Source organism: Actinomadura logoneensis (assembly GCF_003428695.1).
GTDB classification, from domain to species: domain Bacteria; phylum Actinomycetota; class Actinomycetes; order Streptosporangiales; family Streptosporangiaceae; genus Spirillospora; species Spirillospora logoneensis.
Window position 1 is genome coordinate 1 of record NZ_QURH01000037.1, and the last position, 14,286, is coordinate 14,286.

A 14,286-nucleotide genomic window follows, 5' to 3' on the forward strand; every position below is an offset into this window, starting at 1 on the left:
CCGCGCGCGAGCCCCCGCCCGCGTGCGAGCCCCCCGCCGCGTGCGAGGGGCGGCCCCCGGCCTCGGCGTGCTGCCGCGACGGGTCATCGGAGACGGGCCAGGCGAGCGCCCGGGTCGACGACGAGGCCGCGGCCCCCCACAGGACGCCCAGGAAGGAGACCAGGACCGTCGCCACCGACGTCCAGATCAGCGGACGCAACGACGGGATCAGCAGGTCGGCCATCGGCACCGACAGGACCAGGACGGCGCGCAGGGCGTCCGCGACCAGCAGCGTCGAGCGGCGGTCGAGGCGCGCGGCGAGCGCCGCCGCGGCGCCCGGGAGCAGCAGCACCGGAAGCAGCCACAGCACCAGGACGATCTCGACCGCGCGGGCGCGGCCGGCGAACGAGGCGTCGGCGGCCGTCGCGAACCCCATGGCGGTGAGCGCGGGCAGGGTCGTCCAGTGACCGGTCCCGGAGAGGCCGAGGGCCGTCCGGAGCCGCCGGAACGCCATCGGCGGAGCGGCGGGCGCGCCTCCGCCGGCCGCGGATCCCGGCGGACGAGCCGACGCGCCGTCCCCCGGCCACGACGGCGAGGCGGCCCCCGACCGCGGCGACGAGGCGGCATCCGGCGACCGGGGAACACGCGAACTGCTCATAGCGGTCAGGGTATCGGCGCGTCCACCCTCACGAGCTCGACTTGGCCGACGAACGCTTACGCGGCGCGGCGGCCTTGTCGCCCGCCGCCTTCTTCGCGGTCGCCTTCTTGGCGGTCGCCTTCTTCGCGGGGGCCTTCTTCGGGACGGCCTTCTTCTTGCCGCCGCCCGCCGCGACCTTCTCCCGCCGCTCGGCGAGCAGCTCGGCCGCGCGCTGGATGGTGATCGACTCCACCTCGTCGCCCTTGCGCAGCGACGCGTTGGTCTCGCCGTCGGTCACGTACGGGCCGAACCGGCCCTCCTTGACCACCACCGGCTTGCCGCTGGCCGGGTCGTCGCCGAGCTCGCGCAGCGGCGCCGCCGCGGCGGCCCGCCCGCGCCCGCGCTGCTTCGGCTGCGCGAACAGCTCCTTGGCCTGCTCGAGCGTGACCGTGAACAGCTCGTCCTCCGAGCCGAGCGACCGGCTGTCGGTGCCCTTCTTGAGGTACGGGCCGAACTTGCCGTTCTGCGCGGTGACGGGCTCGCCGTCCAGCTCGCCGAGGGTGCGCGGCAGCGACAGCAGCCGCAGCGCGTCCTCCAGCGTGATCGTGTCCAGCGACATCGTCTTGAACAGCGACGACGTGCGCGGCTTCGGCGCGTCCGCCGCCTTCTTGGTCCGCTTCTTCTTCTCGCCCTCCGCGGCGGCCGGGGCCGGGGGCTCCGGGATGACCTCGGTGACGTACGGCCCGAACCGTCCCGACTTTGCGACGACGGTGTGCCCGGTCTCGGGGTCGGTGCCGAGCTCGCGGTCGCCGGACGGCTGCGCGAACAGCTCCTCGGCCTTCTCCGCGGTCAGCTCGTCGGGCGCGATGTCCTCGGGGATGTTGACGCGCGCGCCGTCCCGGTCGAGGTACGGCCCGTACCGGCCGACCCGGATCACGATGTCGGTGCCCTTGATCGGGAACGACGAGATGCCCTTGGCGTCGATGTCGCCGATGTCGCCGACCAGCTCCTTCAGGCCCTCGCCGCCCTGCTCGCCGTCCCCGAAGTAGAACCGGGTGAGCCAGCGGACCCGCTCGGCCTCGCCGCGCGCGATCTCGTCGAGACCGTCCTCCATGTGCGCGGTGAAGTCGTAGTCGACCAGGTTGCCGAAGTGCTGCTCCAGCAGGTTGACCACGGCGAACGCCAGGAAGGACGGCACCAGAGCGGTGCCCTTCTTGAACACGTAGCCGCGGTCGAGGATCGTCCCGATGATCGAGGCGTAGGTGGACGGCCGCCCGATCTCGCGGTCCTCCAGCTCCTTGACCAGCGACGCCTCGGTGTAGCGGGCGGGCGGACGGGTCGAGTGGCCCTCGGCGTCCATCTCCCGCGCGGTCAGCGGGTCGCCCTGGTCGAGCGTCGGCAGCCGCCGCTCCTGGTCGTCCCGGTCGGTGGACGGGTCGTCCGCGCCCTCGACGTACGCCTTCAGGAAGCCGTGGAAGGTGATCGTCTTGCCGGTCGCGCCGAACTCGGCGACCTCGTTGTCGGTGGACGTGCCGGTGACCCGGACCGACACCGACTGGCCCGCCGCGTCCTTCATCTGGGACGCGATCGTGCGCTTCCAGATCAGCTCGTACAGCCGGAACTGGTCGCCGGACAGGCCGGTCTCGCCGGGCGTGCGGAAGCTGTCGCCGGCCGGGCGGATCGCCTCGTGCGCCTCCTGCGCGTTCTTCACCTTGGAGGTGTAGACGCGCGGACGGTCCGGGACGTACTCGCCGCCGAACAGCGTCGCGGCCTGCCGCCGGGCGGCGCCGATCGCGGTCTCCGACAGCGTGATCGAGTCGGTTCGCATATAGGTGATGAAGCCGTTCTCGTACAGCTTCTGGGCGACCGACATCGTGTACTTGGCGGAGAAGCCCAGCTTGCGGCTGGCCTCCTGCTGCAGGGTCGTCGTCCGGAACGGCGGGTACGGCTTGCGCGTGTACGGCTTGGACTCGACGGACTTGACCTCGAACGGCCGTCCGGTGAGCCGCGCCGCCAGTCCGCGCGCCCGCTCCTCGTCCAGGTGCAGGACGTCGCGGGTCTTCAGCGTCCCGTCGGACGCGAAGTCGCGGCCCTGCGCGACCCGCTTGCCGTCCAGGCCGACCAGCCCCGCCTTGAACGCGCGCGGCTCGGCGTCCCGGCCGGTGTCGAACACGGCCTGGATGTCCCAGTAGTGCGCGGAGACGAACGCGATGCGCTCGCGCTCCCGCTCGACGACCAGCCGCGTCGCCACGGACTGCACCCGGCCCGCCGACAGCTTCGGCATGACCTTCTTCCACAGGACCGGGCTGACCTCGTAGCCGTACAGCCGGTCCAGGATGCGCCGGGTCTCCTGGGCGTCCACCAGGCGCAGGTTCAGCTCGCGCGGGTTCGCGGCGGCCTGCCGGATCGCGTCCCGGGTGATCTCGTTGAAGGTCATCCGGTGGACGGGGACCTTCGGCTTGAGGACCTCCTGGAGGTGCCAGGCGATCGCCTCGCCCTCCCGGTCCTCGTCCGTCGCGAGGAAGAGCTCGTCGGCGTCCTCCAGCAGCTTCTTCAGCTTGGCGACCTGTGCGCGCTTGTCGGAGTTGACCACGTACAGCGGCTCGAACTCGTGCTCGACGTTCACGCCGAGCTTGGCCCACGCCTCGTTCTTGTACTTGGCCGGCACCTCGGCGGCGCTCCCGGGCAGGTCCCGGATATGGCCGATACTGGACTCCACGACGTAGCCGCGGCCCAGGTACCCGGCGATCGTCTTCGCTTTCGCAGGCGACTCGACGATCACCAGGCGGGTGCCGCCATCGGCCCCGGACCGGCCACCCTTCGCAGTGCCGTTCTTGGCTGGCACAGTCGCTCCAACCTCGCTGTCTGGTCTCTACTCACCGCCGCTGCGGCGCCTTCGCCACAACGCTTCCCAACGACGCTCTCATGCCCGAGGAGCCCCGCCGCCCCTCGCCCGCCGTGAAACTCCCACAGGATGACACGTCGCCGAGCGGGTCGCGGACCGGCCCGTCACCGTAGCCGCCGCCGGAGGACGGCCCGCCGAACCTCCGCAGGCCATAATGGGAGGCAATGGTGGAGTACACCTACCTCGTCCTTCGACTGCCGCGCGGCACCACCCGTGACACCGCCCGGCAGATCCTCACCGAGCACGCGGAACACGGCGGCTGGGAACTCGACCGGTTGCGCCTCTATCCCGACGGTAGCCGCCGGATCCAACTGCGCCGCAAGATCATCCGCCAGGTCCGCACCTTCTAGGCGGCCGGGCGGCCGCTGTCGCGGACGTCCGGGCGGTCCACCCTCCGGCGCCACACCCTTTGACTCTCTCTGCGTACTCCGTCCGGAGCGTAGCACTAAGTACGAATCCTTTGACGCCCGGTAATCATAATCGCGGACGCCCTTCTCCGACGCGCTTCCCGCCGCCCCGACCATCCACGCCGCGAAGCGGTCCTGCCGCCGCACACCGTCCGGCTCGGGGCCGCACGTGCGGTTCGGCGCGCGGTTCGGTGTGTCGTCCTGCCGGGATCTCGGCCCGCGGTTCGTCCGGTCGCTCATCCGTCGTCCACCCGATCGGTGTTCTCGGTCGTCCGGTCATCGGGTCGCTCGGGATCGCCTCGTCGCGTCCCCCTACCCGGACCAGTCTCTCCCGGTACCGCGACGGCAAAACCGCCCGTGTGCGACCCCGCAGTGCGCACCCGGGCATCCCCCTCGCCCGTCGGCGTCCCCCTCCCATCCCACATGGGACCGCCGACGAGCTGGGGATTTCTTGGACAGGGCTTTGCCCGCCCCGGACCGCGCTCCGGGACGGGCAAAGCGTCAAGGGGGATCCGGGACGGGCCGCTTCTCCGAAACTGCGCATCTCAGTCGTCTCCGAGAACGCGTTTCTCTCTCCGGGAAGCGGCCCGTCCGGATCTCGGTCACGGGCGGCGGATCAGCCCCCTGCTCCCCCGCCCTGCGACCGGGTCGGACACGGCCGACGCCGCTCAGGCGCGGCCGCGAAGGCGGAGACGGCGCCCCAGCGTCAGCACACCGGACAGCGCGGTCAGCAGCGCCGCGGCGCCCAGGACCAGCGTGGAGTCCGAGTGGGTGCCGCGAGTGACGGTCTCCTCGGCGGCCATCGGCTTGGCGTGGGCCAGGTCGTCGACGGGAGCCAGGCCCTTGGCGGGGGCCAGGTCCTTGACGGGAGCCAGACCCTTGCCCTGGACGATCCCCTTCGCCGGGACGAGGGTCTTGCCCTGCACGAGGCCCTTGCCGCCGGTGAGGCCCTTCACCGGGACGAGCGTCTCGGCCTGCCGCAGGCTGTTGATCGGCAGCAGCCCCTGACCCGAGGCGAGGCTGTTGATCGGCAGCAGGCCCGTGCCCTCCTGGGAGAGGCCGTTGAGGGGCAGCGGGTTCCTGTCCCGCATCAGGCCCTTGACCGGGGCCTTGTCCGTCACACCGCCGACCTGCGGGGTGTTGAGCTTGCCGGAGAGCGGCAGCGCGTCCAGGCCGGGCACCTTCGCACCGGTCAGCCGACCGAGGGCATCACCCGACAGGTCGGTGCTGCGCGCGGCGGACGGGACGGGCGACGCCGGCTGCCCGCCCAGCGGAAGCCTCGGAGGCAGCTGACCGGAGAGGAAGGGGAGCCGTCCCGGCTGCAGCGGCAGCTGCGACAGCCCGGGAAGGCCCGGCAACGGACCACCGGCGGCGCGGGTGCGGTTCCGCGACAGCGGCATGCCGAGGGACGCCGGAGCGGCGGGCACCCGCGGCATCCCCTGAACCGCCGGGAGACCGGCAGTGGACGGCAGCCCGGCCGCGACCGGCAGACCGGAGGCGGCGGGCAGACCCGAGGTGGCGGGCAGGGTCCGCAGGCCGGGCAGTCCGGTCGTCGCGGGCAGCTTCGCGAGGCCCTTCGCGTCGGTCAGGCCCTTCGCGTCGGTCAGCCCCTTCGCGGTCGGCAGGCCCTTCATGTCCGCCAGGCCGGTCGCGTCCGCCAGGCCGGTCGCGTTCGGCAGGCCGGCGGTCGCGGGCGTCCCGGGCAGGCTCCGCAGGTTCCCCAGCCCCGAGACGACCGGCAGCTTCGGCAGGCCCGACGCACCCGGCAGCGCCGGAACGCCCGGCGTGACCGGCAGCTGCGGCAGGACCGGGTTCCCCGAGCCCTTCGGCAGGCCCGACGCGTCCGGGACGCCCGGGACCTTCGGGAGCTTCGGCAGGCCGGGCAGGCCCGCGCCCGGGACGGTCGGCAGAGGCTGCGCGCCGAGCCCCTGGAGGCCGGGCAGGTCCGCGGGGGAGACACCGGGACGCCGCGCGTCGTTGTTCATGCGGGCGTACGGCGTGTACCCGCCGCCGACGCCGTCCTTGCATCCGGGCTGCGGACGTCCGGCCACGGCGGCGTCGTTCCCGCAGACGTCCGTCGGGATCTTGACCGGGGAGTTGGCCTGGTTGCCGTCGCGGGTGCGCGCGCCGGAACCGTGCGAGCCGAACACCTTGAGCGTGCCCTGGCATCCGGCCTTCGCCTCGCCCAGGACGGCCAGGGCGTTGCCGCAGGCGTTCACGGGCGCGGAGATCGGCAGGTTCACCTGGTTGCCCGCCAGCACGCCGCCCTTACCGGACGTCCGCTGGTCGCCGCCCGAGCTGCTGCGCACGTGCGCGCCGCCCTCGCAGCCCGCGCCCGCCTCGCCGAGCACGCCGACCGAGTTGCCGCAGACGCTCACGGGCGCGGAGATCGGCGCGTTCACCTGGTTGCCGCCGAGGACGCTGTGGTCCCCGTCGGTGGTCTGCCGACCGGACCCGTGGCCCCCGTTGCGGACGGACGCGCCGCCCTCGCAGTGGGCGATGGCGTTCCCGATGCTGTTGCCGCAGATGCTGACGGGCGCGCTGACCGGCGCGTCCACCTGGTTGCCCCCGCCGACGCTGGCCCGGCCGGACGTCCGCTGCCCGGCGCCCGTGTGACCGCCGTTCTTCACGTGCGCGCCGCCCTTGCATCCGGCGGCGGCCTCACCGAGGACGGCCACCGCGTTGCCGCAGACGTCGATCGGCGCGGACACCGGCGCGTGCGCCTGGTTCCCGGCGAGGACACCGCCCTCGCCGCTGGTCCGCTGCCCGTCCGCGCCTCCGTTGCGGACGGACGCTCCGCCATGGCACTTGGCCCCGGCCTCGCCGAGGATCGCGACCGCGTTCCCGCAGGCGTCCACGGGGAGGGAGATCGGCGCGTCCACCTGGTTGCCGGACCCGACGCCGTGCTCCCCGGACGTCGTCTGACCGCCCCCGCCCGGCCACCCGTGCTCCCCGTGCCCGCCCGACCTGTCGTGACCGCCGTCGTGCTTGCCGTCGCCCCGGTGCCCGCCGTGCCCCTTGCCCGGGTGCCCGCCGTGCCCCTTGCCCGGGTGCCCGCCGTGTCCCTTGCCCGGGTGGCCGTGGCCGCCGCCGGGGTGGCCGTGGCCGCCGCCGGGGTGGCCGTGGCCGCCGTCGTGCTGGTGGTGGCCGCCGTCCGGGCCGTTGTGGACGATCGCGCCGCCCCTGCAGCCCGCGTCGGCCACGCCGAGGATCGCGACCGCGTTGCCGCAGGCGTCGACCGGCGCGGAGACCGGGGCGTGCACCTGGTTCCCGGACAGGACTCCGGACCGCCCGGAGGTCCTCTGCCCGCCGCCACCGGGGCCGTTGTGCACGATCGCACCGCCGGCCTGGCGGCCCTTGGCCACGCCCGCGACGGCGACGGCGTTGCCGCCGATGTCGATCGGGGCGGAGACGGGCGCGTTGACCTGGTTCCCGCTGAGCACGCCGCCGGTGCCGTCGGTGGTGTCGGCCAGGGCGGCGGTCGGGATGACGCTCGCGCCGAGCGCCACAAAGCTCGCGGTGAGAGCGGCGGCACGCGCGGTGCCGTATGCCCACGTTCGCATGTTGCTCCGTTCGAGGGGATTCGTTGGTGGTTGTCGGACTGCTTGCTGACCTGCTGTGCCGCGTCCTCGCGGGGAACCACCCGGTCCTGGCCGTCTGGCCGGTGCGCGCCGGCGGGGCCGTCCGGACCGCGGGTTCGGTCCGGGGCGTCCGGCCGTCTGTGGGCCGGGTGCCGGTCGGCGGGACGGGTCGTCCGCGTCCGCCCTGAGGGCAGGGGTGCGGAGCGTGCGTCCTGAGCCGGACGGACGGGGGGCGGTTTCGCGGGGAGCGGCGGAGCTTCACGGGTTCCGGGCAGGCTCACGCCCGCGCGGGGAACGCGTCGCTCGGTGGGGAGGTGACGTGCCGCGATCGGCGGACACGTCCCGGCGCGACCCGAGCCGCTCGGGCCGGGCGCCGGAGATCAGGTGATCAGTCGGGAGCGAACGACGGCTCGTCCGTCGCGCCCCGCACGGCCGGGGGCACCTCGCCGGGCGCCCGCAGGAGCACCGGGCCGGGACGGCGCGGTGTCCAGGAGCGGCGGAGGGTCATGCCGCCGAACCCGCCGAACAGGGCGGGCCCCGCCGCCGGGACCGACGATCCCGCCGCCTGGACGGGCGCGGGAACCGGCCCGGCCGGGGCGTTCGTGTCGTGCAGGACCGTCCGGGAGGCGCCGCTCCGGACGGGGCCGTGGCCCTTCACCGCCGCGCCGACCGCCGAGGCGGTGGTCCACCGCGTGATCGGGCGGGCAGCGGAGGCTCCGCGGGCGTGGCGGTCCAGAGCGGCGACCACGCTGGGCCGTACCGCGTCGGACGCCTTCGCGCCGGTCCTGACGCGCCCAGGGGTCTGATGAAGGGGCGACGCCGGCGGACGCGGCGCGACGACGTTCGGCACGGGACGGACCACGGGGACCGGCAGCGGAACGACCGTCCCCGCGTGGGGCAGGATCGTCCCCGCCTGGGGCACGATCGACCCTGCGTGGGGCACGATCGACCCTGCGGGGGGCACGATCGACCCTGCGTGGGGCACGATCGACCCTGCGTGGGGCACGACGGCGAGCGCGGCGGGGACCGCAGCGCGGCGCCCCAGCGCCGCCGAGGTGTCCCGCACGATGCCGCCGGGCGCTCGCAGGAGCGCGCCGGGGCCGGAAACCGCCACGCCCTTGGGCGCGGCGGTTCCAGCGGTATCGGCGAATGCCTGGCCAACTCCGCCGATCAGCCAGCCGGCGGCCACGAGACCGGCGAGGACGAGGAGCCTGCGGACCGCCCTGCGGGCGAGCGCGCGACGCAGCACGGCGATCGCCGCCGGGTTCCGCGCCGGGCCCTGGTCCACGAGCTCCTCCTGCCGGGTTCATCCCGTCCGCCACGACCTGGCGGACGCCAAGAACGGGTCAACCCGCTCTCTACGGATGGTGACCGTAGCACCACGGAGCGCGCGGAAGGAAGTAATTCCACGCCCTTTCGCTGAAATTCTCAGGAGCGATCAAGGAAGGTGTCGAGGACCCGCACGCCGAAGCGCAGGCCGTCCACCGGAACGCGCTCGTCCACGCCGTGGAACATTCCGGAAAAGTCCAATTCGGCCGGAAGTCGGAGCGGGGCGAAACCGTAGCAGCGCATACCGAGCCGGGCGAACGCCTTGGCGTCCGTTCCGCCGCTCAGGCAGTACGGGACGGGCAGCGCGCCCGGGTCCTCCGAGGTCAGGGCCGCCTCCATCGCCGCGACCAGGGCTCCCTCGTACTCGGTCTCCACCGCGTGGTCGTGATGCACGAATTCGCGGCGGACGTCCGGTCCGAGCAATTCGTCCACGGTCGCGAAGAAGTCATCCTCATAACCGGGAAGGAAACGTCCGTCCACCTGCGCGGTCGCGCTCTGCGGAATGACATTCGTCTTATATCCGGCATCCAGCCGGGTCGGATTGAGCGTGTGCCGCAGCGTCGCGCCGATCATCCGCGCCAGCGGCCCGATCTCCGCGAGGCACCGCTCGGGGTTCTCCGGGTCGAACTCCACCCCGTACGCCAGGCAGGCCCGCTCCAGGAACGCCCGGACGGTCTTGGTGAGCCGGATCGGGAACTCGTGCCGCCCCAGCCGTCCCACGGCCTCGGCGACGGCCGTCACCGCGTTGTCGGGATGCACCATGGACCCGTGGCCGGCCGTCCCGTCGGCGGTCAGCCGCATCCACGCGATGCCCTTCTCCGCCGTCTCGATCAGGTACATCCGCCTGTCGCCGGGCACGGTCAGGCTGAACCCGCCGACCTCCCCGACGGCCTCGGTGCACCCCTCGAACAGTTCCGGATGCTCCTTGACCAGCCACTGCGCGCCCCACGTCCCGCCGGCCTCCTCGTCGGCCAGGAACGCCAGCACCACGTCCCGCGGGGGCCTGCGCCCCTCCCGCAGCCGCCGCCGGACGACCGCGAGCATCATCGCGTCCATGTCCTTCATGTCCACGGCCCCGCGCCCCCAGACGCAGCCGTCCGCGATCTCCCCGCCGAACGGGTCCCGCGTCCAGTCCTCCGCCCGCGCCGGGACGACGTCCAGATGCCCGTGGAGCAGCAGCGCGTCCCGCGACGGGTCCTCGCCCTCGATCCGCACCACCACGCTGGCCCGGCCGGGATGCGACTCGAAGACCCGGGGCCGCAGCCCGACCTCCTCGAGCTGCCCGACGACGTACTCCGCCGCCTCCCGCTCCCCCGGCCCGGAGTGATCACCCGGATTGCTGGTGTCGATCCGGATCAGCTCCTGGCAGATCCGTACGACCTCGTCCTCGGCCTCCGGCAGACCCACGGCAACCACCCTCATCCGTCCTCGCGCCTACCCGACCATGGTGCCCCCACGATCGACTTCGCCGCGACTCCCGACCTTTGGTACAGTGAAGCCCGCCGCCGCAGCCACGAGCTGCGGCGCCACACCGGTCCGGGTGGCGGAATAGGCAGACGCGCTAGCTTGAGGTGCTAGTGCCCTTTACGGGGCATGGGGGTTCAAGTCCCCCCTCGGACACGTCATAGCAAAGCGGGAGAAGTGCACACTTCTCCCGCTTTGTTGTGTTTCGGCGGCGGGCGCCCGTAGTTCAGTTCCGTCAGGACACGGATGGCAGATCCCCGGGGCGACCGGCGTCAGGTTCGCCCGCTGCGGCTTGGTCGAGTGAAGTCGACGAAACCTCGCGAAGACCCGCGTCATCCCCAGGCATGCATGGCCCCTCGTTCACTAGCATGCCAACTAGCATGCCAACTAGCATGGTGGTGGACGGGGAGATGAGATGCTGGACGGGGAACTCTCCGAGATCGTCGACAACCTTCGCGTCATCGGTGCGGACATCGCCGACGTCGAGGTGAAGAAGGCTCTTGGTGGCCTGCCCAAATCGCTTCGCGAGACCATCTCGGCGTTCGCCAACACCGCGGGCGGCATCGTCATCCTGGGGTTGGACGAAGCCCAGGGCTTCAGCGCGACAGGACTGATCGATGCCGCGAAGCTGGCAGCCGACCTGGGCTCCATGTGCTCAGAGGACATGGAGCCACCGATCCGGCCGCTCGTCAAGATTCACACCTTCGAAGGGGCCCAGGTCCTGGTCGCGGAGATCCCCGAACTCGACCCCGCCCAGAAGCCCTGCTACTCACGTGGTGCCGGCATCACCAAAGGCAGCTATATCAGGGTGGGCGATGGCGATCGCCGTCTCTCCGCCTATGAGGTCCAGGTCATGCTGTCCTCACGTGGACAGCCTCGCGAGGACGAACAGGGCGTCCCCGGCGTCGGCCTGGACAACCTCGACGCGGCCGGGGTCGAGGCCCTGGTCGCCAGGTTGAGGACCAGCAGACCGTACGCGTTCAAGGACCTCGACCGTCTCGCGGTGCTGCGCCGTGCCAAGGTACTTGTCCCCGGTGACGACGGTAAGGACTTGGTGTCGCTGGCGGGGTTGCTGGCATTGGGGGACTACCCGCAGGAGCACTTCCCTCAGTTGAGAGTCAGCTTCGTCCACTACCCCACCGGGAGCGGCCCGACGTCCAGCGAGAGGTTTCTGGACAACGTGACCTTGGAAGGCCCGATCCCGGTCATGGTGCGAGACAGCCTGGCGGCCATTCGCCGGAACATGTCCCGCCGGGCGGTCATCGCCGGTGCTGGTCGGCAGGACGTCTGGGAGTACCCGGAGACAGCGCTGCGGGAGGCGGTCGTCAACGCCCTGGTCCACCGGGACCTGTCCCCCAGCGCCCGGGGAACGCAAGTCCAGATCGAGATGTACCCCGACCGGCTGGTCATCCGTAACGCCGGCGGGCTGTTCGGGCCTGTCACGATCGACAGCCTCGGCGAGGAGGGAATCTCCTCGGCCCGCAACGCCACGCTCATCAAAATCCTGGAGGACGTCCCTCTCCCTGGCGAGACCCGCACCGTCTGCGAGAACCGTGGGTCGGGCATCCGCTCCATGCTGGACTCCCTGCGCGCCGCCGGCATGAGCCCGCCCCAGTTCACCGACAAGATCTCTTCGTTCCTTGTTGCCTTCCCCAACCACACCCTGCTGAGCGAGGAGACGATCAGCTGGATCCGAAGCCTGGGCGAGCGCGGACTGACCGACGGCCAGTGCATCGCCCTCGCCCTGCTGCGGGACGAAGGGGTCCTCGACAACCGCACCTACCGCGACGCCACCGGAGTCGACTCCCGCGTGGCCACCGGCGAACTCCAAGACCTCGTCGCCCGCGAGCTCATCGTCCAGACCGGAACCCGTCGCTGGGCCAGGTACCAGCTGGCGCAGCGACACACCTCAGTGAAAGGCCGTCCCGCGCGGGCCGACCGCAGACCCGAGCTGCTCGCGGCACTCGGCGACGAGAGCCTGTCTCGCGCCGAGTTGGTCGCACGGACCGGCCTGAGCGACCAGACAGTCCGGCGATGGCTGAAGATCATGCGCGACGAGGGTGCCGTCGAGCTGGTCGGCGACAGTCCCAAGAGCATCCACGTGCGCTACCGCCGCACACGCCAAGAGCCGCTGTTCGGCCCTGAATCTCCACCAAGCCCCACCTGACACAAGACGGTTCTGGCAGGTGCCTCGCCCAAAACATGAGCCTCTGGCCTACCGCGTTGTCAGGAACGACAGAAACCGGCGTGTAGCGGAATCAGGCTTCGGGCGACCGGCTGTAGCTGACCATCGACACGGCTACCCGCCCAACCAGATGCGGCTTATGCAGTGCGCCAACGACGCCAGAGCCTTCGACCGCACTGGCCAGAAGGGGTCACGCACCGACATCATGGCCGCCGCCGCGTCCTAGGTTATTGCCGAACTGACCTGGACAACGACCCTCGAATGGCGTGCAGTGAAGATGGAAGCATGATCTTCCACAGCTCCCCCCTGGCGAGACGCCCCTTAAGGAAGATGCAGCGGCGCTAGGTTGCTGCCATGCATCACACGCGGACTGCACTGTATTTGGATTTCGACAATGTATTCAGCGGGCTGTGTGAGTTGGACCCGCTGGCGGCTGAGCGATTCGCGACCGACCCCGGGGCGTGGCTGCGGCGTCTATCGGAGATATCGGATTCCGGGGAGCGGCGGCGGTGGCTTGTGCTGCGGTGCTACCTGAATCCCGGCGGCAGCCTCCGGATGGGTACGGAGCGTAAGCAGTTCCACCGCTACCGGGCCGCGTTCGTTCGAGCCGGGTTCGATGTTGTCGACTGCCCGCGCTACAACGCCACCAAGAACGGCGCGGACATCAGGGTGGTCGTCGACGCGATCGATGCGCTGTCAACGGAGCCGGTGTGTGAGGAGTTCATCATCGCCTCGGGCGACTCTGACATGACGCCGCTGCTCCAACGGCTGCGGCGCGCGGACCGGCGCACGCTCATCATGTCGCCGCTGGACGCGGCCGAGGCGTACACCTCGATCGCCGACCAGGTACTCAACGGCCATCAGATGCTCGCGCTCGTCCAAGGTGAATCCATCGATCTCGACGACGACCCGAGCGAAGAGATCACGTTGCAAGGGGACGGCGCATGGCATCCGGAACCCGTTTCCGCCCATAGCTCGGACGCTTACGGCTCGGACGCTTACGGCTCGTTCAGGTCGATCGTGACGCGGGAGTACGACAGCGCCGCCGAACCGCTCAACCTCGCCTCGCTGGCACAGCAGGTGCGCAACGAACTGGGCCCCGCTGCGATCGGTCCGAACTGGTTTGGTCTCGGTGGCTTCTCGAGGGCACTGGTGAGCCTGAAACTGCCAGGCATGTCTCTTTCCCAACACCTACTGTGGGACCGGAACCGGCACCAGCCCCCCGAGGGCGGCATGCAGAAAGTGCCGGTGCCGGAGCCCATCGAGCGTCTCCGCGATCTGATGAACCTGCCCCGGCTCCCCCAGGACTGGTGGCCCGCTGTCTACGGCGCGCTCTCCGACTACGCATCCGAGCACACGTTCAACATGACCGAGTGCACTGCATGGTCGCGGGACAGGCTCTCGGACTACGGCCTGCGAGTGAGCCGCCAGCACATCGGGTTCGTCGTGAACGGCGCGGCCAGAGGTGGTTCCCCGCTCTACAAGGACCCGCCGCCGACCGCGGAAGAGATCGGTGAGGCGTTTGTACGCAGCGTGCTGAAGCGCATTGAGTCAAGCGAGGCGGTGTTCTCCGAGGAGGACCTCGCCGTCGTCAAGGAGTGGCTGGACGCGCCGATGGATCATGTGGCAAGCGTCCCGGAGCAGGGGCACTGAACTCAGAGCGGATAGGCTCCCTCCACACTCCAACAACAGGGCTACCCGCCCACCCGAATCCTGTGGGGTTCGCTGACGGGGCACCACGTGGGCCATGTGCGGGCGGTGGTGATTACCCCGGCGACACGAACCGCCTACACATGACG

8 protein-coding genes, 1 tRNA gene and 1 pseudogene are annotated in these 14,286 nt (G+C 71.4%); 5 read left to right on the forward strand and 5 right to left on the reverse strand.

What is annotated here, in order from left to right:
- Both DZF91_RS01995 and topA read right to left on the reverse strand, forming a co-directional pair.
- Nucleotides 1–493 (reverse strand): annotated as a pseudogene (locus DZF91_RS01995) (hypothetical protein); the annotation flags it as partial.
- 172 nt (nt 494–665) lie between these two features.
- Entirely contained in the window at nt 666–3,461 is a 2,796-nt protein-coding gene (topA, locus tag DZF91_RS02000) for a type I DNA topoisomerase (protein ID WP_117355811.1), read from the reverse strand.
- A gap of 224 nt (nt 3,462–3,685) precedes the next feature.
- Between topA and DZF91_RS02005 the strand changes: the two genes are divergently transcribed.
- A complete protein-coding gene (locus tag DZF91_RS02005; RefSeq protein ID WP_026414121.1) occupies nt 3,686–3,871 on the forward strand; it encodes a DUF5703 family protein in 186 nt (61 codons plus the stop codon).
- Between the two features lie 725 nt (nt 3,872–4,596).
- Here DZF91_RS02005 and DZF91_RS02010 read toward each other — a convergent pair.
- A complete protein-coding gene (locus tag DZF91_RS02010) occupies nt 4,597–7,491 on the reverse strand; it encodes a chaplin (protein ID WP_117355812.1) in 2,895 nt (964 codons plus the stop codon).
- A gap of 26 nt (nt 7,492–7,517) precedes the next feature.
- Between DZF91_RS02010 and DZF91_RS38710 the strand changes: the two genes are divergently transcribed.
- Nucleotides 7,518–7,697, forward strand: a complete 180-nt coding sequence (locus DZF91_RS38710) for a hypothetical protein (RefSeq protein WP_147340945.1) — start codon at nt 7,518–7,520, stop codon at nt 7,695–7,697.
- Nucleotides 7,698–7,897: 200 nt separating this feature from the next.
- On the opposite strand, the gene DZF91_RS02015 is transcribed toward DZF91_RS38710, so the two are convergent.
- Both DZF91_RS02015 and DZF91_RS02020 read right to left on the reverse strand, forming a co-directional pair.
- Nucleotides 7,898–8,797, reverse strand: coding sequence for a hypothetical protein (locus DZF91_RS02015; RefSeq protein ID WP_117355813.1), 900 nt, complete (start codon nt 8,795–8,797; stop codon nt 7,898–7,900).
- Nucleotides 8,798–8,937: 140 nt separating this feature from the next.
- Nucleotides 8,938–10,245, reverse strand: coding sequence for a M20/M25/M40 family metallo-hydrolase (locus tag DZF91_RS02020; protein WP_407920869.1), 1,308 nt, complete (start codon nt 10,243–10,245; stop codon nt 8,938–8,940).
- Nucleotides 10,246–10,372: 127 nt separating this feature from the next.
- On the opposite strand from DZF91_RS02020, the gene DZF91_RS02025 reads away from it, so the two are divergent.
- The 3 genes from DZF91_RS02025 to DZF91_RS02035 all read left to right on the forward strand — a co-directional run bounded on the left by DZF91_RS02025 (nt 10,373) and on the right by DZF91_RS02035 (nt 14,140).
- Nucleotides 10,373–10,458, forward strand: a tRNA-Leu gene (locus tag DZF91_RS02025).
- Nucleotides 10,459–10,717: 259 nt separating this feature from the next.
- A complete protein-coding gene (locus DZF91_RS02030) occupies nt 10,718–12,469 on the forward strand; it encodes an ATP-binding protein (protein WP_117355815.1) in 1,752 nt (583 codons plus the stop codon).
- A gap of 372 nt (nt 12,470–12,841) precedes the next feature.
- Nucleotides 12,842–14,140 carry an NYN domain-containing protein gene (locus tag DZF91_RS02035; protein ID WP_117355816.1) on the forward strand — a complete coding sequence of 433 codons (1,299 nt, stop codon included), beginning with the start codon at nt 12,842–12,844 and terminating at the stop codon, nt 14,138–14,140.
- The last annotated feature ends 146 nt before the right edge of the window (nt 14,141–14,286 follow it).